Raw genomic sequence first — 21,007 nt, 5'->3', positions numbered from 1 at the left:
GAACAGAACGTTATCGTTAGTAATTGACCTGGCTCGGACCACCGGTATCGCCACGATCGTTACGATCCGGCGTTGAGCTCTGAATACCAGGGTTAACCGGTTTGGTCGGCGGCGGCGCGGTTTTGTCCGCCGGCGGGAAATAGAGAGGCCCTTTCAGACCGCAGCCGGTCAGGCTGAAGATCGCAAACAAAACGGCAAGCGTAGGAAAAACGTTTTTCATTGATAGTTGCCCGTGATTCATTCTTTCTGCTTTCTATCATCGCAGGAGAAGACGTAAAAGCAAGCCTTTAGCATCCGACTGCGCGCGCTTTTGTTTCGCGCTATACTGCCGCCATCTTCAAAAAAGCAGGATAGAACCATGAACGACAGTGAATTCCATCGCCTGGCGGATAGCCTGTGGATGACCATCGAAGAACGCCTGGACGACTGGGACGGCGATAGCGACATCGACTGTGAAATCAACGGCGGCGTGCTGACCATCAGCTTTGAAAACGGCAGCAAAATCATTATTAACCGTCAGGAGCCGCTGCACCAGGTGTGGCTGGCCACCAAACAGGGCGGCTACCATTTTGATCTCAAAGGCGACGAGTGGATCTGCGATCGCAGCGGCGAGACCTTCTGGGATTTGCTGGAGCAGGCGGCGAGCCAGCAGGCCGGTGAGACGGTGAAATTCCGTTAATAACGTGTTTCCCGGATGGCGGCGCATCGCGCCTTATCCGGGCTACCCGACGACTTAGAACCGTAGCCCTGCTAAGCGCAGCGCCAGCAGGGAAGATCTCCGGATAGCGGCTCACGCCTTATCCGGGCCAAATCTACGAGTAGCGCTGCTGCAGCACCGGCGAAGCGGTAACGTCCTGGCTGGTGGGTATCGCGGCGGCAATCGCCTGGGTGCGGAAGGGGATCACCTGGGTGCGCCCGTCTACCTCGACAATCTGATAGAACTGCGGCAGGTTGAAGTTGATAAAGCTGGAGCCGTAGGTGAAACGATCGTGCGATGACGAATAGAAGCGGCTGACGTCGCGCACCAGCTCCTCTTTACTGCCCTCGCAGTGATGATAGACCTCGGCGCGGTTGCTCTCATCAAGAATATAGATGTTAAAGCCGCTGTCGTTGTTATCCGCATCTTCAAAGAAGAACTGAATAATCCCTTCGCTGGCGAAGCCATCCACCACCGCCGGCAGCTTAACGTGATTGGTTTCCACCTGCACCGACAACCCGTGAAGCTTGTTGTGCGAGATAGCGCCGTAGAACTCAATGGCGTTTTCCAGCTTCTGCACCGAAACGTTAAGACGCTCGAAGAACAGCCCCCACGTCTGGCCGGAGACGCGCAGCGCTTTGAAGCGCCCGGTATCCTGGCGGGTACTGGAGAGACGCAGTTCGATGCATTCGGAGATCATCTGCTGCACGCGGGTACGGATCAGGCCGCGCAGGTGCTGGCTATAGCAGAACACCTCCACGCTGTCCGGCGGCGCGGCGTCCTGATGCATTTTGCCGAGGATCGTCTTCAGCGCTTCGATCATCGCCTGCTCGCCGTTAAAGTGCAGCGTACGCACTTCGTTCCACGAGTTGCGATACAGCAGGTCGACGCTGCCGATCAGGCATTTTTGCTCTTCGCCGAAGCTGAAAACATCCAGTTTACGGAAGTCGAAGTGCACCACCTGATTGCGGAAGGCCGCGGTCGGGTCATATTCGAGGTTGACGATAATCGCCAGATGGCGGATTTCGCACGGGCTGTACAGCGCTTTTGGCGTCGGCGCCGGCAGGCGCAGCGGGAAGTGGTGCGACACGTCGGCCACCATCTCCTGCAGCTTCGCCAGATCGACGATGCCGTTGCCCTTAATAAACAGGCGGGTGCGTGAGGTCAGCAGGCCGTTAAACCAGGCCCAGGCCACCAGCTTATTAAGATAACGGTTATATTCCAGCGGCTGATGGCTGATGATCGATTCCATATCCGGCGCGCGGTTATACAGATACCAACCGGTACGATTGGCGCGGCCCGGCGGCACGTGGATAAAGGTCAGGTTCGGTTCCGACAGATCCGGCGAAATTTGCGGGTTCACCAGCGTCACTTTCCCCGGCAGCGCTTCAAAGGCCGCATACAGCTTACGGGTCAGCACGCCAATATCCTGAGGGCTGGCGGAGACGCTAAGGTTATTGCGCCGCGCGAAGCGGATCAGATTACGATAGCTCTGCATCATGGCGTCGAGCAGTTCGTTGTGCGCCTTGCGCACTTCATCAATTTTCCAGTTGGCGCGGTTGTCGAGCATCATCAGACGCTTTTCGTCCCAGCCCCAGGCATTCACCAACTGGCTGACGACTTCGCGACGCCAGCCGACGCAGGCGCGTTCGCGGCTGAGTTTTTCACAAACTTTCAGGTAGAAGCAGCGGCGCACCAGGTCGAGGCGGGTTTCATCTTCGATGGCCTGCAGATAGGTGGTCACGCGCTCCAGCATCATGCAGTACGGGTCGAGGCCGAAGGAGACAATCTCGCCGTCGTGCAGACGCTGTTTGATATCTTTCGCTAACAGGCGGTTATTGGGGTATTCCCAGGAGTAGGCTTCCAGCAGCAGCGTTTTCAGCACCGCTTTATAGGGGGAGTCGATACTCTTATACAGCTGCCACAGGCTGGCGCCGAAGTACTCTTCCGCCGACAGCGAACTGAGGCCGCCGAGATCGAGCCATTCGTTAGGCGTCAGCACGCCCTGAGCATACAGCCCCATGACGTAATCATCGTAATGCTCTTCTTCATCGCACGGCACCATATTCCACAGAATACGCTTGCCGGCGAGACGCACCGCGGTGCGATAGAACTCATCGAGCAACAGGATATGCTGAGTCGAACCGCAGTCTTCGCCGCCGAGGCTGCCGCTTTCATTATGACGGAAGCGGTTTTCGTCGATCAGGAAGAAGCTGACTTCCACGCCGAGCGAGGCCGCCCAGCTCTCAAGCAGGCTGCATTTTCGCTGCAGCAGCTGGCGCTCTTCGCTATCCAGCCAGGCCTGGTGACATACCCAGATATCCAGATCGGAAGAACAGCTTTGACCAACGGAGGAAGTACTGCCCATCGAGTAGACGCCGGTGATCGGTAGCTCGCCTTTCGGCGGCTCCTGGGTCTGCATGCCGCGATGCAGCTCCAGTTCTTCAAGATAGTGGCGTTGGGTTTCATCAGGCGTGTAGAGGCAAATGCCACGGGGAACGTTACCGTCAAGGTAACCCGGCATCAGCGGGTGATGATAATGTAGTAACGTTGGCAGTAGACTGTAAACCTGCTGGAAAGCGGGTCCCATGGCAGCAAGCGCGCGATCCACGCGCAATTGGTTGATGGCATCCAGTCTCTGTTTCAGTGTCTCAATATAGAGGTACAAGACATATCGCCTGATGTTCAAAAACCCGAAGTACAATAGTACGGAGGATTTCAGTATTTCAACAAAAACCGTCACCATTCGTCGTCGGTGTGGTTGTGATGAGCAGCGGACGGACAAATGGTTTAAAACGTGATCAATTTAACACCTTGCTCATTGACCGTAAAGAAAGATGCGCTACATACAAGTGTAGCACCGTTTATTACCTGTAAATTCCTCACTACGCCTCCGGCAACCGCCACGCGCATGAAAGGTTAAAAAAGAGAAGGCCGGAGCCATCTCCCACATAAACCGTGAAAACTAACATCCGTAAGACAACAATGTTAGGATGGATAGTGGTCGACAATGACGGTAACAAGCATGTTAGACAAAGTTTTGAAAATTGCCACACGGCAAAGCCCGCTTGCGCTATGGCAGGCGCAGTATGTTAAAGCGCGCCTGGAACAAGCGCATCCAGGACTGAACGTCGAGCTGGTGCCGATGGTTACGCGCGGTGATGTCATCCTTGATACGCCCCTGGCAAAGGTGGGCGGCAAGGGCTTATTTGTGAAAGAGTTAGAGCTCGCCATGCTCGAAGGGCGGGCCGATATCGCCGTCCATTCGATGAAAGATGTCCCGGTGGAATTCCCGGAGGGCCTGGGGTTGGTCACCATCTGCGAGCGCGACGATCCGCGCGACGCGTTTGTTTCCAATCACTATGCCTCAATTGACGAACTGCCGGCCGGCAGCGTCGTTGGCACGTCAAGTTTACGCCGTCAGTGCCAGCTGGCCGCCACCCGTCCAGACCTGGTGATCCGCTCTCTGCGCGGTAACGTTGGTACCCGGCTGAGTAAACTGGATAACGGTGAGTATGACGCCATTATCCTTGCCGCCGCCGGGTTGAAGCGCCTGAAACTGGAAGCGCGTATTCGCCAGCCGCTGTCGCCGGAGCAATCCCTGCCGGCCGTCGGCCAGGGCGCGGTGGGTATCGAATGCCGTCTTGACGATGCATGGACCCAGGCGCTGTTAGCGCCCCTCAACCATGCGGAAACCGCAGTACGCGTGCGCGCCGAACGGGCGATGAACACCCGCCTCGAAGGCGGTTGTCAGGTGCCAATTGGCAGCTATGCGGAACTCGTCAACGGCGAACTGTGGTTGCGGGCGCTGGTTGGCGCCCCGGATGGTTCGCAGATGGTACGCGGCGAACGGCGCGGGCCAGCAGAGCAGGCCGAAGCGCTCGGCATCTCGCTGGCGGAAGAGCTCCTGGATAATGGCGCCCGCGACATTCTCGCGGCAGTTTATGATGGAGAAGCCCCACGATGAGCATCCTGGTCACTCGTCCACTCCCGCAAGGGGAAGCGCTGGTCAGCCGTCTGCGGGCCATGGGACGCGTGGCCTGGAGCTTTCCGCTGATAGAATTTACGCCTGGCCGGGAGCTTCCCGTGCTGGGCGACCATCTTGCCCATCTGGGGTCCGACGACCTGCTGTTTGCGCTATCCCAACATGCGGTGGAATTCGCCCATGCCCGTCTGCAGCAGCAAGGCCTGCCCTGGCCCACTTCTCCGCACTATTTTGCCATTGGTCGAACGACGGCGCTGGCCCTGCATACGGTCAGCGGGCAGCACATCCGTTACCCGTTAGATCGGGAAATTAGCGAAGTCTTGCTACAATTACCTGAATTACAAAACATTGCCGGGAAAAATGCGCTGATCCTACGCGGCAATGGTGGGCGGGAACTCTTAGGCGCCACGCTGGCTGAACGCGGCGCCAGGGTCACATTTTGTGAATGTTATCAACGTAGTGCAAAACATTACGATGGCGCAGAAGAAGCGATGCGCTGGCAGTCTCGCGGGGTCACCACGCTGGTGGTCACCAGCGGTGAGATGCTGCAGCAGCTGTGGTCGCTCATACCGCAATGGTATCGCGAACAGTGGCTCCTGCACTGCCGCCTTGTCGTTGTCAGCGAACGTCTGGCCCTTCAGGCCCGGGAACTGGGCTGGCAGGAGATTCAGGTTGCCGATAACGCTGACAACGATGCGCTGCTACGCGCATTACAATAACTCTCAACATTGGAAGCCATAATGACGGAACAACAAAATCAATCCGCCGTGGTTGAAGAGACCAGGGAGGCCGTGGAAACCACACCACAGCCAGAGAACAACGATAAGAAGAAGGCGGGTAACAAAACCAGCCTGGCGCTCAGCGCGATCGCTATCGCCATTGCGATAGCCGCTGGCATCGGCCTGTATGGCCTGAACAAACAGCAGGCCACGCGGCAAAACGCAACCACCTCTGAATTATCAGGCCAGCTTGCGGCACTGCAAAAAGCGCAGGAGAGCCAAAAGAGCGAACTGGAAGGCATTATCAAACAGCAGGCCGACCAGTTGAGTCAGGCCAAACACGAGCAGGAAACCCTGACCAAACAGCTTGATGAGTTGCAGCAGAAAGTCGCCGTGATTTCGGGCAGCGATGCCAAAACCTGGCTGCTGGCCCAGGCCGATTTCCTCGTCAAGCTGGCGGGACGTAAGCTGTGGAGCGATCAGGATGTCACTACCGCCGCCGCGCTGCTAAAAAGCGCCGACGCCAGCCTCGCCGACATGAATGACCCCAGCCTGATCGGCGCCCGCCGGGCGATCACCGACGACATCGCCACCCTCTCCGCGGTAAGCCAGGTGGACTACGACGGCATGATCCTCAAGGTGAATCAGCTGGCGAACCAAATCGACAACCTGCGGCTGGCCGATAATAACGATGACGATTCGCCGATGGACTCTGATAGCGACGAGCTTTCCAGCTCTATCAGCGAATGGCGCGTCAATCTGCAGAAAAGCTGGCAGAACTTTATGGACAGCTTTATCACCGTGCGCCGCCGCGATGAAACCGCGGTCCCGCTGCTGGCGCCGAATCAGGATATCTATCTGCGGGAAAATATTCGCTCTCGCCTGCTGGTCGCCGCGCAGGCAGTGCCGCGCCATCAGGAAGAGACCTGGAAACAGTCGCTGGATAACGTCTCGACCTGGGTACGCGCCTATTACGATACTGATGACGCCACCACCAAAGCCTTCCTCGACGAGGTGGATAAGCTCAGTCAGCAAAGCATTACCATGACGGTGCCGGAAACGCTGCAGAGCCAGGCGTTGCTGGAAAAACTGATGCAGACCCGGGTGCGCAACCTGATGGCGCAGCCTGCCGTTACCGCGGGCGGCGCGCCCTCACCAGCCCCTGCTGCACCGGCCGCCCCTGCTGCGCCGCAAGGAGAGTAACGCATGCTGAAAATTCTTCTACTCTTCGCGCTGTTGATCGCCGGGATCGTGCTTGGCCCGATGATCGCCGGGCATCAGGGCTACGTCCTGATCCAGACCGATAATTACAATATCGAGACCAGCGTGACCGGGCTGGTGATCATTCTGATCCTCGCCATGGTGGTGCTGTTCGCCATCGAATGGCTGCTGCGCCGCATTTTCCGCACCGGAGCGCATACGCGCGGCTGGTTTGTCGGCCGTAAACGCCGTCGCGCGCGTAAGCAAACCGAGCAGGCGCTTCTCAAGCTGGCGGAAGGTGATTACCAGCAGGTTGAGAAGCTGATGGCGAAAAATGCCGATCACGCCGAACAACCGGTGGTGAACTATCTGCTGGCGGCGGAAGCGGCCCAGCAGCGCGGCGATGAAGCGCGGGCCAACCAGCATCTGGAGCGCGCCACCGAGCTGGCGGGCGATGACCTGATCCCGGTGGAAATCACCCGCGTTCGCCTGCAGCTGGCGCGTAATGAAAATCACGCCGCGCGCCATGGCATCGATAAGCTGCTGGAAATTACTCCGCGTCATCCTGAAGTGCTGCGCCTCGCCGAACAGGCATACACCCGCACCGGCGCCTGGCAGTCGCTGCTGGACATCATTCCGTCGATGGCGAAAGCTAACGTCGGCGATGAAGAGCACCGCGCTGCGCTGGAACAGCTGGCCTGGGTTGGCCTGATGGATAAAGCGCTGGCCGACGGCGGCAGCGAAGGGTTGCGCGAATGGTGGCGCAACCAGAGCCGTAAAACGCGGGCGCTGGTGCCGCTGCAGGTGGCGATGGCCGAGCGCCTCATCGAGAGCGACGATCACGATACCGCGCAGCAAATTATCATTGATGGTCTGAAGAAACAGTATGATGACCGTCTGGTGATGCCGATCCCGCGTCTGAAGACCAATAACCCGGAACAGCTGGAGAAAGTGCTGCGCCAGCAGATCAAAGCCGTTGGCGACCGTCCGCTGCTGTGGAGTACCCTGGGCCAGTCGCTGATGCGGCACGGCGAATGGCAGGAGGCCAGCATCGCCTTCCGCGCCGCGCTTAAGCAGCGTCCGGATGCCTTTGATTACGCCTGGCTGGCGGATGCCCTGGATCGCCTGCATCAGCCGGAAGAAGCCGCCGCTATGCGCCGCGATGGGCTGCTGCTGACGCTGCAGAATAATCCTCAGCCGTAACCTGCCATGGCTATCGCCTCCTGCGGGGCGATAGCCCTTCTCCCCCGCCTTCGCGTTGACGGATCCCTGAAAGAAAAAAACGCCTGCGCTGAAATCAGGGCAGGCGTTAAAACAGGTCTGTTTGACAACAAATTGGGTGCTTCACTCAACGTAATGTCCATGGTGTTTGATGAGGCATAAATGCGACATCTGTCAGTGGACGATAAGCACCGTAAGAACGGCTCTGCATCATTCCGGAGTTTATGAGGCACGAAGGCGAACATAAGAGATGGAATGAGCATCTACCCGGTTATTATCGCACAGGATCCGGGGAAATTGCATCTACCACAGTGATGAATTGAGAGTTTTCCTGACGCGTATTCTCAAGCAGAGAGGCGTTTTTTTATCAGCAAGATCAGGGGAATAAATAATGGCGGGCAGCGACAGAAAACAAAAAACCCCGCCGAAGCGGGGTTCAAAATTGGTCGGCGAGAGAGGATTCGAACCTCCGACCCACTGGTCCCAAACCAGTTGCGCTACCAAGCTGCGCTACTCGCCGAAATACTGCTTTTTGAATTTTTAGTTCAATTCGTTAAAGTCGTGGTGCGAGGGGGGGGACTTGAACCCCCACGTCCGTAAGGACACTAACACCTGAAGCTAGCGCGTCTACCAATTCCGCCACCTTCGCAAATTCACAACTCTATCAAATAATGGGGTGGCTAATGGGATTCGAACCCACGACAACTGGAATCACAATCCAGGGCTCTACCAACTGAGCTATAGCCACCACTGCAAACCTTTTACGCGGTATTAAAACCACCGCAGCTCCAGCACCGGGTTAATGGTGCGCCCGACAGGATTCGAACCTGAGACCTCTGCCTCCGGAGGGCAGCGCTCTATCCAGCTGAGCTACGGGCGCTTAGCGCCGTTGCGGGGTCGGATAATACGGACTTCCTACCCCGCTGTCTAGTGCCTTTTAAAAGAAAATTATCGTTTGCTCATGCTTTGTTCGTTTTGACGGTTATTCAGCCGTATTATTGACTTGCCCCTGTCTTCCGAGGCCAAACACCTTATAAATCAGGGTGACGGCGGCCAGGAAAATAATGCCGACAAACAGCGACATCCGGGTTTCATCATTCAGACCCATCCCTACCAGCACACAGATCAGGAAGGCCATGGTGAAATAGTTGGCCCACGGAAACAGCAGCGAACGGAACGGATGGCTGGCGATTGCCGCCCGATGCACGCGACGGAAACGCAGCTGGCTGATCAGGATCACAAACCATGGCACCATCCCTGGCAACACGCTGGCGCTGTAGACATAGACAAACACCCGCTGCGGATTAGGAATGATGTAATTCAGGCAGGAGCCCACCAGCAGGATCAGAATCGACAGCGCCACGCCGACGGCCGGAACGCCGTTGCGCGATACCTTACCGATCGCCGCCGGCAGTTGGCGGTTCTTCGCCAGGGCGTACAGCATACGTCCACAGCTGTACATTCCGCTGTTGCAGCCGGAAAGCGCCGCCGTCAGCACCACGAAGTTGATAATTCCCGCCGCCGCGGTAATCCCGATTTTGGCAAACGTCAGTACGAACGGGCTGCCGTTGGAGCCGATTTGATCCCACGGGAAGATGGTGACGATAACGAAAATCGCGCCCACGTAGAAAATCAGGATCCGCCACAGCACTTTGCCCACCGCGCTGCGCAGGGTCACCTGCGGATTTTTCGCTTCACCTGCGGTAATGCCGATGAGCTCCACCCCCTGATAGGACGCGACCACGATACACAGCGCCGTCAGGAAGCCCTTCCAGCCGCCGGCGAAGAAACCGCCATGTTCGGTGAGATTACCAAAACCAATGGAGTGGCCGCCGTTGCCAAAGCCGAAGAAAATGACGCCCAGCCCGACGACGATCATCACGATAATGGTGGTGACTTTAATCATGGCGAACCAGAACTCGATTTCACCGTACAGCCGGACCGCCGCCAGGTTCGCCAGCGCCACCAGCCCCACGGCAATTAACGCCGGGATCCACTGCGCCATCTCCGGGAACCAGAACTGCACATAGACCCCGATGGCGGTAATCTCCGAGATCCCCACCGCCATCCACATAAACCAGTAGGACCACGCGGTCAGGTAGCCGAAGAAGGGGCTCATATAGCGATGCGCATACACCGCGAAGGAGCCAGTGACAGGCTCAAGGAACAGCATTTCGCCCATTGAGCGCATAATGAAAAAGACGAACAGGCCAGCGATAATGTACGCCAGCAGCACGGAAGGCCCGGCCCATTTCAACGTACTGGCCGCCCCCATAAACAACCCCACGCCAATCGTCCCGCCAAGGGCGATCAGTTCAATATGCCGGGCCTCCAGTCCACGCTGGAGCTCCGCTTTTTTCTCAGTCATATATCCTCTTGTGTTTGCCGTATTCCGGGTACTCCCGGTTATTGTTATTAACTGAAACCATAGCCTTGCCGACGCGCAGGTCTCCCCCGCGCGTATGAAGCCTGCGAATGGTTAATTAATTTTACGGAAATGGCAAATAAAGTATCAGGCGAGTGAAGAGATTACACAGAATATGTATGCAAACTCGCCTGGTTGCAGTGGAATATCAGAGCTTGCCGGTATAATGCCAACGTAAATAGCGCAGCAGACGGAACTGTCTCTTGATGCGGCTCGGCTGCAAAAGCAGGCGATAGAACCACTCCAGCCCCAGATCCTGCCAGAACTTCGGCGCCCGATGGACGTGCCCAGTGAAGACATCGTAAGTGCCGCCGACGCCCATATACAGCGCGTGCGGATACAGGCGCCGGCAGTCGCGCATGAAGATCTCCTGGCGCGGCGACCCCATCGCGACGGTGACGATTTTCGCCCCGCTGTCGCGAATGCGTTCGAACAATGCCTGGCGCTGCTCAGGGGTAAAATAACCGTCCTGGCTGCCGACGATGTTCACTTGCCAGCGCTGACGCAGCCTGGACTCCGTTTGCGTCAGGACCTCAGGTTTACCACCAACCAAAAACACCGGTGTCCCTTCAGCGCCAGCGCGCTGCATTAACGCTTCCCAGAGATCGGCCCCGGCGACGCGGGATACCTGGGCCTGCGGGTATTTTTTGCGCAGCGAACGCACCACGCTGATGCCATCCGCATATTTAAACTCCGCCGCCTCAATCAGCGCCCGTACCTCCGGGTTATCTTCTACGGCCAGCATTTTCTCAGCATTAATGGCCACCAGCGTCCCCTCCCGGAGCGCGCCGTCGGCATACAAATAATCCAGAGCGTGCTGCATATCGCGCCAGCCTATGAGCTGCAGCCCTCTTAACAGATACAACGGCGCGGAAATGGTCCCAGTCATGTCTATCCTTCTCAGACTTGCGGTTGCGAAAGCGGTTTTACGCGCTTATGAATCAGTCCCACGCTATCCAGGAACCAGTACAGCAATTTCGCCGCCAGCAAGCAGATACCAAAGATCACGAGGAAAAACACCACGCGGGAGCCGAACGAATCCAGACCCTCGCGCGCCAGCACTATCATGTTGAAGATAGCGCCGAAACAGAAACTGTGCAGGATAGCCGCTTTGTAACGATTGCTCTCCCGGTTGCCCAGCTCATACAGCCAGTCGAACCATTTAATAATCAACCCTACCGCCACTGCGCCCAGCGGCACAAACCAGACGCCGCCCATCACCACCAGCGAGCCAATCAGCGTCGGCGAAATCGCCAGCCCCGAATGGTTGTTTAACACCTCCCAGGTGAAGTAGTTGGCGGTATTGAGCACCATCGTCGGACGACCGTGCCACATCCAGCTGGGGATGAAGACGTAGAAATCGCGGATCATCGGCGCCAGCCCCTGGAAATCGATCTTGTCGTAGTTCTGCAGCAGCAGCGCCAGGTTTTCCCACGGTGAGAAGGTGTCGCGCGTGAGATACAGGAAGGTATAAAACGCTTCATCGCCGCTGACGTTCATCCCGTAGCGCTTCAGCGCCAGCCAGAACATGCCGACAATACCCAGCACGCCCGCCGCCGCCAGCATCCACAAGCTGATCCAGCCGCGAATAATACCGATGAACAGAAAGATGGCGAAGGCGATGATGATATTGGCGCGGGTCCCGCCGACAATGGCGTAGGTCAGCAAACCAAAGGCCACGGTACTGACGAGGAAGAAGATCCACGCCTTATAATCCTGGCGCAGAAAATAAACCACCAGCATCGCCGGAATAAAGAAGTAAAAGAAGCGCTTCAACGCCACGCCGGACACTTCAGCAGAAAAAATCTGGCTGTAGGAGTTGAGCTTAAACAGCAGAAAGCCGTTGTGAGCGAAGAAGATGCCGACGCACAGCAGCGCCAGCCCCATCAGTATGCCCCACGCCAGATGGGTTTCCACCCGGTTCATGGTAAACAGCGGGCGATGCGCAACCTCGCGCGAGGCCGGGCGCAACCGCGTTTTATAGGTCACGTAGTAGATCGCGTAGAAGCACACCGCGATCAGCAGCGTCTGCAGCAAAATCTCCGGCGGCGCTACGCTGACGTCAAAGCGGAACACCAGAATACTGGTCAGCGGGAAGCCGAAGAAAAAGGTCAGCAGAAACAACAACGAGAAAAAGACGTTGAAGTTGAAGCGTACCCGACGGAACTCAAACCAGGTGGCGGTGGCGATAAACAGGGTCGACAGCAGCCAGACCACCAGCAGCCCGCTAAATTGCATTAACGTCATGCCTGCCCCTCCGCAGCTAACCGTAGCGCCCGCTGCCAGCCCGTCAGATAGTTCGGCCGGAAGAAGGCGATAGTAGATTTATCCACGCTCGCCAGCTGACGCTGCGCTTCACGCACCACGCTGACGTCCAGCGCGTCGCTGGTGAACAGCACCGGCACATGCTGCTCGGTCATATCCTGCCAGAACGGATTTTCGCGATTGAGCACGCAGGGGATGCCCGCCTGAATCAGCAGACACAGGGTGCCGATCCCCTGCTGGCGGGCAAACAGAAAATAGCCCAGATCGCAGCGGCGCAGCAGCGCCAGATAATCATTAAATTCAAGCTTCTCGCTGAGGATCTGCAGATGCGCACGGCTAAACAGCGCCGCCCCCGCCTCGCGCACCTCGTTGATATAGGCGTCGTTATTCGCCGGATAACCCATCGGCACGATGACATTCACCGTATCGCCAAACTGCTGATGGATAGCCTTCAGCGCGGCAATATGTTCATTGCTGCGATCCCCGGAGTTGCCGACCAGAATAGTCAGGGTATCACCGCGCGGGGCGTTATCGGCCAGGGTATTCAGCGCCGGATCCATACGGGTCGGGAAGTAGAGCAGCTCACCCGGCACACGCGGATGGCGGTTAGCGAACCAGCTGAGATCGCCGCGGGTGGCGAAAACGCGCCCTACTCGCCCCTGCGCCATGCGGCGTAGCGGATAGAACAGGCGAAACTTCAGGCTGGCAGAGTTTTCATACAGATCTGCCCCCCAGATATGCCAGTTAAACTGTGACGGGCGGATGCCGCCGCTCAACAGCGCCAGCCACAGCCCGGTATTAAACTGGCCGTGGAAGAAAAAGCGCTGCTGGCGGTTGGCTTTCGCGGTGGCAATCACTGCCTGCGCCAGCGCTTTCTTTCCTGGATAGCAGGTGATGTCCAGTGCCGGATATCCATCACGCACGCTGGCCTCATCACCGACGACCAAAAATCTCCGGGCCTGCGGGTCGGCGGCCAGTTCGTCGTTAAAGAACCGCAGTACGGTCTGGTTATGGTGCGGGATATCCGATCCCAGTACATGTATCAGTGCTGTCATGCCCGTTTACGCCAGAGTAAAAACACGCCACTACAGAGGGCGAAATAAACAATATACGTGGCCATATACGCCTGCGCCGCGCCAATTGCGCCGTGCGCCGGAATAAGCCAGTGTGAGAATGCGGTCAGCAGCGTGAACTGGCTGATTTCCGTCAGAATATAAAAACGTAGCGACGCTTTGGCGATCACCAGATAGCCGTAGACATAGGCGCCGACTTTTAAGACGTCGCCCACCAGCTGCCAGGCGAACAGGTCACGCATCGCGGTAAAGCGATCGGAAAACAGCAGCCAGATGGCAAAATCGCGCAGTAGCCAGACCGTCAGGCTTGCCGCCGCCACCGCCGGCAGAACGAATTTCAGCGATTTGGCAATCTCGCGGGTGATATCCGTTTTGGCGCTCAGCCGCGACAGCGTCGGCAGCAGATAGACGCTAAACGAGGCGGTAATAAACTGCAGGTAAGCATCGGAAATGCTGCTCACCCCCTGCCAAATCCCGACCGCCTCCCAGCCGTAATGCGCCGCCAGCAGATTACGCATCATCACATAGGCCACCGGCAGCGTCACCGAGGTTATGAGCGCCATCAGGGTAAATTTCGATAGCTGTCCCGCCAGACTGTTATCCCAGCGCGGGCGCAGGGCGCTCAGCGGTATATTACCCCGCCGCCAGAGCATGATGCCCGCCGGGATCACCACCAGCGCCGGCACTAACGCCAACCCCAACAGCGCCCCCTGGTAACCCCCGAAGTAGTAACAGGCATAATAGGCCGCGACGCCAATCAGGCTCCCGGCAATCAGCGAGAAGGCGTTACCCGCCGCATCGCGAAAGCCTTTCATCAGCGCCAGCAGGAAGTTCGCCCAGGCGATCCCCATCTGCACCAGCGCCACCAGGCGTACCAGCCCCTGATAGTGCGTATGGCCGAACAGCCCCTGGCTTATCGGCGCCGCCGCCAGTAAAAACACCAGTGCCAGCAGCGTGGAAAAGCCAAGCACCATAGCCGACGAGGTACCCACCACCTGTTTCAGACGTGGGGGATCGTCGTGATGCTGAGCCACCAGCTTCGTGACGCCGTTAAATATCCCGGCACCCGCCAGCACGCCGAGCACGGTGACCAGCTGCCGGAAGTTACCGGCCTGGCCAACGCCCGCCGGCCCAAACGAGACGGCCAGCAGCTTGACGACCAGCAGACCGGCGCCGATTTTGACCAGCGTCGATGCCGCCGTCCACAGTGAGGCTTTTGCTAACGACATATCAGGAGAAATAGCTCAGCAGCGAGTTAATCACCGTCCGCTGGTTCACCAGAGAGAGATTGTAAAACAGCGGCAGGCGCACCAGGCGCTCGCTCTCCAGGGTGGTGTAGCGGTCTTCACCGTGGAACTCGCCGAAGTGTTCTCCGGCCGGGCAGCTGTGCAACGGAATATAATGGAATACCGCGAGGATCTCCGCCTCTTTCAGCCAGGCGATCAGCCTGCTGCGATCCTCGATATCACGCAGCTTTATGTAGAACATGTGCGCATTTTGCCCACAGTCGGCCGGAACCGTCGGCAGTTCGATACGCCCCGCACGCGCCAGCGGCAGCAGCGCATCGTGATAGTTCTGCCACAGCGCCAGGCGCTGCTGGTTGATCCGCTCCGCCGCTTCCAGCTGCGCCCACAGATAGGCGGCCTGCAGGTCGGACATCAGATAGCTGGAGCCAATATCGCGCCAGGTATATTTATCCACCAGACCGCGAAAGAACTGGCTGCGGTTGGTACCTTTTTCACGAATGATCTCCGCGCGTTCCACCAGTGTGCGATCGTTGATAAGCGTCGCCCCGCCCTCACCGCCGGCGGTGTAGTTTTTGGTTTCATGGAAGCTGAAGCAGCCGATATGGCCGATGGTGCCCAGCGCACGCCCCTTATAGGTAGACATCACCCCCTGCGCGGCGTCTTCCACCACAAACAGGTTGTATTTGTCGGCAATGGCCATGATGGTGTCCATCTCGCAGGCTACGCCGGCATAGTGCACCGGGACAATCGCCCGGGTTTTATCGGTGATGGCGGCTTCGATAAGCGTTTCATCGATATTCATCGTATCGCGGCGGATATCAACGAAGACGATTTTCGCCCCGCGCAGCACAAAGGCGTTGGCGGTAGAGACAAAGGTATAGCTGGGCATAATCACTTCGTCGCCCGGCTGGATATCCAGCAGCAGCGCGGCCATCTCCAGCGAAGCCGTGCAGGAAGGCGTCAGCAGCGCTTTTGCCGTGCCAAATCGCTGCTCCATCCACTGCTGGCAGCGGCGCGTAAAACCGCCGTCGCCGCACAGCTTGCCGCTGTTCATCGCAGACTGCATGTAATCAAGCTCGGTTCCAACCACCGGCGGCGCGTTAAATGGGATCATGGGGTCACCTGTATAGCCAGTAGGCGGTGCTTTCCACGTTAGCACCGCTGAGAATATAACGTTTAAGCGCGGCGGTGTTGCCCATCTGGGTCGCCACCCGCAGTGTAGAAAGTCCGCGCGAGGCAGCCCAGTACTGCGCCGCCTGCATCAGTTGCGCCCCGGCGCCGCGCCCGGCCAGCAGGCCGATACGCGCTTCGGTCGCAGTGATCTGCCGCAGGGAGACAAAGGCGCGGATATCCCCCTCAGGATGGCGGTAAATCAGACATTGATGATCGAAGGTGCCACGCACCGCATTTTCAATCCACTGGGCATAGAAGCGGCCGCTGGCATCGGCAGCGTACCAGGGCGCGCGAAAGCGGCTCATGGCAAAGGCCTGCGCCGCCAGCTCGCGCAGCGGCGCAATATCCGCTTCCACGGCAACGTCGGCGCCCGCATCAGCAGGGTTGCCCACCGGTAGCGCCAGATCGACTTCGCCTTCCACCAGCTGAAAACCCAGCTGCTGTAGCGCGTCCAGCCGGACGGTGTCGCTGGCGGCCACCTTCGCCTGCACCCGCGACCACCCCGCCAGCGCCTCAGGCGTCAGCCGCGGCGCACGTTCATCAAAGTGAACGATGGCGCTGTTAACAGCAAAGAAGCGGTTCTCCCACTCCAGGGGATCAATACTGGCGCGGACGGGCACGGAGCAGATCCAGCAGGTATTGGCCGTAGCCGGTTTTTTCCAGCCGCTTCGCGGCGCGTTTGACGCCATCATCGTCCAGCCAGCCGTTACGCCAGCCGATCTCTTCCAGACAGGCGATTTTAAAGCCCTGGCGCTTCTCGACGGTCTGCACGAACATGCTGGCCTCGATCAGGCTATCGTGCGTGCCGGTGTCCAGCCAGGCAAAACCGCGCCCGAGGAGCTCGACGGTCAATGCGCCATCCTCAAGGTACATCTGGTTGATGGAGGTGATTTCCAGCTCGCCGCGCTCGGACGGCTTGACCCGTTTGGCATACTCCGTCACCTTGCCATCGTAGAAATAGAGACCGGTGACCGCCCAGTTCGACTTCGGCTGCTTCGGCTTCTCTTCCAGCGACAGCGCGCGGAAGTTGTCATCAAACTCCACCACGCCAAAGCGCTCAGGATCCATCACCTGATAGCCAAAAATCGTCGCCCCTTCCGTGCGAGCAGCCACGCTGCGCAGCTTCGGGCTAAAGCTCTGGCCGAAGAAAATATTGTCGCCTAGCACCAGACATGCCGGTTCGCCGTTAAGAAAGGCTTCGCCGATGATAAACGCCTGGGCTAAACCATCCGGCGTCGGCTGTACGGCATAGTGCAGCGCAATGCCAAACTCTGAGCCATCGCCGAGCAGGCGCTGGAAATCACGTAGGTCGTCCGGCGTGGTGATGATCAGGATCTCACGTATCCCGGCCAGCATTAATACCGACAGCGGGTAGTAGATCATCGGCTTGTCGTAGATCGGCAACAACTGCTTCGATACGCCGCGGGTGATGGGATGCAGTCGCGTTCCGGAACCGCCCGCCAGAATAATACCTTTCATCATTCCCCCCAGAGATGATTAGCCTTGCAGCCCAAGACGCTCGCCCTGATAGCTTCCATCCTGAACCTGGCGCCACCAGCTCTCGTTCGCCAGATACCACGCCACGGTCTTACGCATACCGGAAGTAAAGGTCTCTGCCGGCGTCCAGCCCAGCTCGCGGGCAATCTTCGAGGCATCAATGGCATAGCGCAGATCGTGGCCCGGACGATCGGCTACGAAGGTGATCAGATCGTGATAGTGCACCACGCTTTGCGGTTTATGCGGCGCCAGCTCTTCCAGCAGCTGACAAATGGTTTCCACCACCTCGATATTTTTACGTTCGTTATGACCGCCGATATTGTAAGTTTCGCCCGCTTCGCCGCGGGTCGCCACCAGATACAGCGCTCTGGCGTGATCTTCCACGTACAGCCAGTCGCGGATCTGCTGCCCATTGCCATACACCGGCAGCGGCTTGCCCGCCAGCGCATTGAGGATCGTCAGCGGGATCAGCTTCTCGGGGAAGTGATACGGGCCGTAGTTATTGGAGCAATTGGTGATAAGCGTCGGCAGGCCATAGGTCCGCAGCCAGGCGCGCACCAGGTGGTCGCTGCTGGCTTTCGAGGCCGAATAGGGGCTGCTTGGCGCATAGGGCGTGGTCTCGGTAAAGAAATCCTCGCTGCCGTGCAGATCGCCATACACTTCGTCGGTCGAGATATGGTGAAAACGGAACGCCGATTTTTTCTCCGTGGCCAGGGTATTCCACCAGCTGCGGGCCGCCTCCAGTAGCGTATAGGTGCCTACGATATTGGTTTCGATAAACGCCGCGGGGCCGTCAATCGAACGATCGACGTGGCTTTCCGCCGCCAGGTGCATCACCGTATCGGGTTGATGCTGACGGAAAATACGGTCCAGCTCGCCGCGGTCGCAGATATCCACCTGTTCAAAGGCGAAACGCGCATCCTGCGCCACTGGCGCCAGCGACATTAAATTGCCGGCATAGGTCAGTTTATCCACCACCACTACGCGATCGGCGGTGTGCTGGATAATCTCCCGCACCACCGCCGAACCAATAAAGCCCGCGCCGCCGGTGACCAGAATGGTTCTCACCGCCACACTCCTTTGGTGTCGATGATATACGCCTGGGTGACGCTATCGCCGCTAACGGCTTTGAATTCATTATGATCGACCAGCATCACCAGCACATCGGCGCTGGCCAGCGCCGCATCGAGGGTCGCCAGCGTACACAGTCCATCGAGTTTCTTCGGCAGCGCGTGAATGTTGGGCTCAACCACCTGCGTCGTGCCGCTGTGCCAGCGGGCAATCTGCGCGGCAATTTCCATCGCCGGGCTTTCGCGCAGGTCGTCAATATTCGGTTTAAAAGCGAGGCCAAAACAGGCGATCGTCAGTTCGCTGGCCCGTTTGTTGGTGGCATTCAGGCAGTCCGCGACCTGCGCTTTCACCTGTTCGATAACCCATTCCGGCTTATGGTCGTTGACCTCGCGAGCGGTGCGGATCAGACGCGCCTGCTGCGGGTTTTGCGCCACGATAAACCACGGGTCGACGGCGATGCAGTGGCCGCCGACGCCCGGGCCCGGCTGCAGGATATTGACGCGCGGATGGCGGTTTGCCAGGCGGATCAGCTCCCAGACGTTAATGCCCTGGTCGGCGCAAATCAGCGACAGTTCGTTGGCAAAGGCGATGTTGACGTCGCGGAAGCTGTTTTCCGTCAGCTTACACATCTCGGCGGTGCGCGAGTTGGTCACCACGCATTCGCCTTCGAGGAAGATTTTATACAGCTCGCTGGCGCGCGCCGAGCAGACCGGCGACATGCCGCCGATAACGCGATCGTTTTTAATCAGCTCGACCATCACCTGACCGGGCAATACCCGCTCCGGGCAGTAGGCGATATTCACGTCAGCGGCGTCGCCCGCCTGCTGAGGGAAGCTGAGATCCGGGCGCATCTCCGCCAGCCAGCCGGCCATCTGCTCAGTCGAACCCACCGGCGAGGTGGACTCCAGGATCACCAGTGACCCTTTCTTTAACGTCGGCGCAATGGATTTAGCGGCCGACTCGACAAACACCATATCCGGCTCGTGGCGATCTTTAAACGGCGTCGGCACGGCAATCAGGTAGGCATCCGCCTCCACCGGGGTGGTGGTGGCGCTTAAATAACCCTGTTCGACCGCGGTCTTCACCACGCTCGCCAGATCCGGCTCCACGATATGAATCTCTCCACGGTTAATGGTCTCCACGGCATGTTGATTAACATCAACGCCGACCACCCGCTTCTGCCGGGAGGCGAACGCGGCAGCGGTTGGCAGCCCGATATAGCCAAGGCCAATCACTGAAATGGTAGAAAAACTCATAACGTTACCTGATTATTTTTAAGTGCAGACAAAATTCGACGACATGCTTCACCATCGCCATAGGGATTATGCGCGCGGCTCATCGCCTGGTATGCGGCATCATCCTGCAGCAGTCGCGTGACTTCCGCCACGATGCGCTGGCTGTCGGTGCCGACCAGGCACACGGTGCCAGCGGCCACCGCTTCCGGACGTTCGGTCATATCGCGCATGACCAGTACCGGTTTCCCGAGAGAAGGGGCCTCTTCCTGAATGCCGCCGGAATCGGTCAGGATCAGCCAGGCCCGATCCATCAGCCAGACGAACGGCAGGTAGTCCTGCGGTTCAATCAACATCACATTGTCAATATGACCTAGAATACGATTCACCGGCTCGCTGACGTTAGGATTCAGGTGAACCGGATAGACAATCTGCACCTCAGGGTGGGTATGGGCTATCTCCGCCAGCGCCTGGCAGATCTGTTCAAAGCCGAGCCCAAAGCTTTCCCGCCGGTGGCCGGTAACCAGAATCATCTTTTTACCGTGGCTAATGAAAGGATAGCGCTGCAGCAGGGTCTCCCGTAGCGCTTCATCACCCAGAACCCGATCCCGCACCCAGAACAGGGCGTCAATGACCGTATTCCCGGTGACCGTGATGCGACTGTCGGCAATATTTTCCCGTAGCAGGTTCTGCCGCGAGGTTTCCGTGGGGGCGAAATGGTATGTCGCCAGATGGCCGGTCAACGTACGGTTGCCTTCTTCCGGCCACGGCGAACTTAAATCGCCAGTGCGCAGGCCGGCCTCTACGTGGCCCACCGGTATCCGCTGATAAAACGCCGCCAGGCTCGCCGCCATGGTGGTCGTGGTATCGCCATGCACCAGCACCACGTCGGGTTTAAACGACTCCAGCACCGGCTTCAGCCCCTCAAGGATGCGACAGGTGATCTCGGTCAGCCCCTGCCCCGGCTTCATGATGTTGAGATCGTAGTCCGGGACAATAGAGAAAAGTTTCAACACCTGATCGAGCATCTCCCGATGCTGCGCGGTCACGCATACTTTCGCCTCAAAATGAGGATCCTTTGCCAGCGCATGGACCAGAGGCGCCATCTTGATGGCTTCCGGCCTCGTGCCAAATACAGTTAGTACTTTCACATCGATTCTCTTCGATTAGGCGATGAAGGTCATCTGCCCTTCACCACAGGC

18 protein-coding genes and 4 tRNA genes are annotated in these 21,007 nt (G+C 58.2%); 5 read left to right on the top strand and 17 right to left on the bottom strand.

Annotated features, from left to right (window positions below; translation table 11 throughout):
* Positions 1-16: 16 nt before the first annotated feature.
* On the bottom strand, positions 17-220 hold the full coding sequence (gene lptM, locus HMPREF3096_RS05010) for an LPS translocon maturation chaperone LptM (protein WP_004886794.1): 204 nt from the start codon (positions 218-220) through the stop codon (positions 17-19).
* 138 nt (positions 221-358) lie between these two features.
* On the opposite strand from lptM, the gene cyaY reads away from it, so the two are divergent.
* A complete protein-coding gene (cyaY, locus tag HMPREF3096_RS05005; protein WP_002883389.1) occupies positions 359-679 on the top strand; it encodes an iron donor protein CyaY in 321 nt (106 codons plus the stop codon).
* 133 nt (positions 680-812) lie between these two features.
* Here cyaY and cyaA read toward each other — a convergent pair whose 3' ends face one another.
* Positions 813-3,365, bottom strand: a complete 2,553-nt coding sequence (cyaA, locus tag HMPREF3096_RS05000; RefSeq protein WP_002883383.1) for a class I adenylate cyclase — start codon at positions 3,363-3,365, stop codon at positions 813-815.
* A gap of 357 nt (positions 3,366-3,722) precedes the next feature.
* Here cyaA and hemC point away from each other — a divergent pair, with 357 nt between their 5' ends.
* The 4 genes from hemC to hemY are packed head-to-tail and all read left to right on the top strand — an operon-like array spanning position 3,723 to position 7,804.
* On the top strand, positions 3,723-4,664 hold the full coding sequence (gene hemC / locus HMPREF3096_RS04995) for a hydroxymethylbilane synthase (protein ID WP_008807953.1): 942 nt from the start codon (positions 3,723-3,725) through the stop codon (positions 4,662-4,664).
* Positions 4,661-5,401, top strand: a complete 741-nt coding sequence (gene hemD / locus HMPREF3096_RS04990; RefSeq protein WP_008807954.1) for a uroporphyrinogen-III synthase — start codon at positions 4,661-4,663, stop codon at positions 5,399-5,401. The genes hemC and hemD overlap by 4 nt, the downstream gene beginning before the upstream one ends.
* Before the next feature lie 21 nt (positions 5,402-5,422).
* Positions 5,423-6,604 carry a uroporphyrinogen-III C-methyltransferase gene (gene hemX / locus HMPREF3096_RS04985; protein WP_008807955.1) on the top strand — a complete coding sequence of 394 codons (1,182 nt, stop codon included), beginning with the start codon at positions 5,423-5,425 and terminating at the stop codon, positions 6,602-6,604.
* Positions 6,605-6,607: 3 nt separating this feature from the next.
* Entirely contained in the window at positions 6,608-7,804 is a 1,197-nt protein-coding gene (gene hemY / locus HMPREF3096_RS04980) for a protoheme IX biogenesis protein HemY (protein ID WP_008807956.1), read from the top strand.
* A 461-nt stretch (positions 7,805-8,265) separates the two neighbouring features.
* On the opposite strand, the gene HMPREF3096_RS04975 is transcribed toward hemY, so the two are convergent.
* From HMPREF3096_RS04975 to wecB, 15 genes are all read right to left on the bottom strand, one after another.
* Positions 8,266-8,342: transfer RNA gene (locus HMPREF3096_RS04975), tRNA-Pro, on the bottom strand.
* A 42-nt stretch (positions 8,343-8,384) separates the two neighbouring features.
* Positions 8,385-8,471, bottom strand: a tRNA-Leu gene (locus tag HMPREF3096_RS04970).
* 23 nt (positions 8,472-8,494) lie between these two features.
* Positions 8,495-8,570, bottom strand: a tRNA-His gene (locus tag HMPREF3096_RS04965).
* A 55-nt stretch (positions 8,571-8,625) separates the two neighbouring features.
* A tRNA-Arg gene (locus HMPREF3096_RS04960) sits at positions 8,626-8,702 on the bottom strand.
* Positions 8,703-8,804: 102 nt separating this feature from the next.
* Positions 8,805-10,190 carry a bifunctional threonine/serine APC transporter ThrP gene (gene thrP / locus HMPREF3096_RS04955; RefSeq protein WP_012969196.1) on the bottom strand — a complete coding sequence of 462 codons (1,386 nt, stop codon included), beginning with the start codon at positions 10,188-10,190 and terminating at the stop codon, positions 8,805-8,807.
* A gap of 205 nt (positions 10,191-10,395) precedes the next feature.
* Complete coding sequence (gene wecG, locus HMPREF3096_RS04950; RefSeq protein WP_012969197.1) at positions 10,396-11,136, bottom strand: lipopolysaccharide N-acetylmannosaminouronosyltransferase; 741 nt, start codon at positions 11,134-11,136, stop codon at positions 10,396-10,398.
* 11 nt (positions 11,137-11,147) lie between these two features.
* A complete protein-coding gene (gene wzyE / locus HMPREF3096_RS04945; RefSeq protein ID WP_004886822.1) occupies positions 11,148-12,494 on the bottom strand; it encodes an ECA oligosaccharide polymerase in 1,347 nt (448 codons plus the stop codon).
* Positions 12,491-13,567, bottom strand: coding sequence for a TDP-N-acetylfucosamine:lipid II N-acetylfucosaminyltransferase (locus tag HMPREF3096_RS04940; protein ID WP_008807960.1), 1,077 nt, complete (start codon positions 13,565-13,567; stop codon positions 12,491-12,493). Before HMPREF3096_RS04940 ends, wzyE begins: the two co-directional genes overlap by 4 nt.
* Positions 13,564-14,814 carry a lipid III flippase WzxE gene (gene wzxE, locus HMPREF3096_RS04935; RefSeq protein ID WP_008807961.1) on the bottom strand — a complete coding sequence of 417 codons (1,251 nt, stop codon included), beginning with the start codon at positions 14,812-14,814 and terminating at the stop codon, positions 13,564-13,566. The genes HMPREF3096_RS04940 and wzxE overlap by 4 nt, the downstream gene beginning before the upstream one ends.
* 1 nt (position 14,815) lies before the next feature.
* Entirely contained in the window at positions 14,816-15,946 is a 1,131-nt protein-coding gene (gene rffA, locus HMPREF3096_RS04930) for a dTDP-4-amino-4,6-dideoxygalactose transaminase (protein ID WP_022065886.1), read from the bottom strand.
* A 4-nt stretch (positions 15,947-15,950) separates the two neighbouring features.
* The gene (gene rffC / locus HMPREF3096_RS04925; protein ID WP_032732160.1) at positions 15,951-16,625 is read right to left on the bottom strand and encodes a dTDP-4-amino-4,6-dideoxy-D-galactose acyltransferase; all 675 of its coding nucleotides are present in this window, start codon (positions 16,623-16,625) and stop codon (positions 15,951-15,953) included.
* Positions 16,603-17,484 (bottom strand): glucose-1-phosphate thymidylyltransferase RfbA, encoded by an 882-nt coding sequence (gene rfbA / locus HMPREF3096_RS04920; RefSeq protein WP_002883307.1) that lies wholly within the window; start codon positions 17,482-17,484, stop codon positions 16,603-16,605. Before rfbA ends, rffC begins: the two co-directional genes overlap by 23 nt.
* An 18-nt stretch (positions 17,485-17,502) precedes the next feature.
* Positions 17,503-18,570, bottom strand: coding sequence for a dTDP-glucose 4,6-dehydratase (gene rffG / locus HMPREF3096_RS04915; RefSeq protein WP_032732156.1), 1,068 nt, complete (start codon positions 18,568-18,570; stop codon positions 17,503-17,505).
* Positions 18,567-19,829: a UDP-N-acetyl-D-mannosamine dehydrogenase gene (gene wecC, locus HMPREF3096_RS04910; protein ID WP_008807965.1), complete on the bottom strand. Its 1,263-nt coding sequence runs from the start codon at positions 19,827-19,829 to the stop codon at positions 18,567-18,569. Before wecC ends, rffG begins: the two co-directional genes overlap by 4 nt.
* Positions 19,826-20,956, bottom strand: a complete 1,131-nt coding sequence (gene wecB, locus HMPREF3096_RS04905) for a non-hydrolyzing UDP-N-acetylglucosamine 2-epimerase (protein WP_008807966.1) — start codon at positions 20,954-20,956, stop codon at positions 19,826-19,828. The genes wecC and wecB overlap by 4 nt, the downstream gene beginning before the upstream one ends.
* Positions 20,957-21,007: the final 51 nt, after the last annotated feature.

Source organism: Klebsiella sp. HMSC25G12 (assembly GCF_001807705.1).
GTDB lineage: Bacteria > Pseudomonadota > Gammaproteobacteria > Enterobacterales > Enterobacteriaceae > Klebsiella > Klebsiella variicola.
Note: the sequence above shows the minus strand (reverse complement) of the source record. Positions and strands in the feature narration are given on the sequence as shown.

What these genes read in the sequence shown, in the direction of transcription:
- lptM (WP_004886794.1), bottom strand. Translation starts at nt 220, where the DNA reads ATGAAAAACGTTTTTCCTACGCTTGCCGTTTTGTTTGCGATCTTCAGC.
- cyaY (WP_002883389.1), top strand. Translation starts at nt 359, where the DNA reads ATGAACGACAGTGAATTCCATCGCCTGGCGGATAGCCTGTGGATGACC.
- hemC (WP_008807953.1), top strand. Translation starts at nt 3,723, where the DNA reads ATGTTAGACAAAGTTTTGAAAATTGCCACACGGCAAAGCCCGCTTGCG.
- hemD (WP_008807954.1), top strand. Translation starts at nt 4,661, where the DNA reads ATGAGCATCCTGGTCACTCGTCCACTCCCGCAAGGGGAAGCGCTGGTC.
- hemX (WP_008807955.1), top strand. Translation starts at nt 5,423, where the DNA reads ATGACGGAACAACAAAATCAATCCGCCGTGGTTGAAGAGACCAGGGAG.
- hemY (WP_008807956.1), top strand. Translation starts at nt 6,608, where the DNA reads ATGCTGAAAATTCTTCTACTCTTCGCGCTGTTGATCGCCGGGATCGTG.
- thrP (WP_012969196.1), bottom strand. Translation starts at nt 10,190, where the DNA reads ATGACTGAGAAAAAAGCGGAGCTCCAGCGTGGACTGGAGGCCCGGCAT.
- wecG (WP_012969197.1), bottom strand. Translation starts at nt 11,136, where the DNA reads ATGACTGGGACCATTTCCGCGCCGTTGTATCTGTTAAGAGGGCTGCAG.
- wzyE (WP_004886822.1), bottom strand. Translation starts at nt 12,494, where the DNA reads ATGACGTTAATGCAATTTAGCGGGCTGCTGGTGGTCTGGCTGCTGTCG.
- HMPREF3096_RS04940 (WP_008807960.1), bottom strand. Translation starts at nt 13,567, where the DNA reads ATGACAGCACTGATACATGTACTGGGATCGGATATCCCGCACCATAAC.
- wzxE (WP_008807961.1), bottom strand. Translation starts at nt 14,814, where the DNA reads ATGTCGTTAGCAAAAGCCTCACTGTGGACGGCGGCATCGACGCTGGTC.
- rffA (WP_022065886.1), bottom strand. Translation starts at nt 15,946, where the DNA reads ATGATCCCATTTAACGCGCCGCCGGTGGTTGGAACCGAGCTTGATTAC.
- rfbA (WP_002883307.1), bottom strand. Translation starts at nt 17,484, where the DNA reads ATGAAAGGTATTATTCTGGCGGGCGGTTCCGGAACGCGACTGCATCCC.
- wecC (WP_008807965.1), bottom strand. Translation starts at nt 19,829, where the DNA reads ATGAGTTTTTCTACCATTTCAGTGATTGGCCTTGGCTATATCGGGCTG.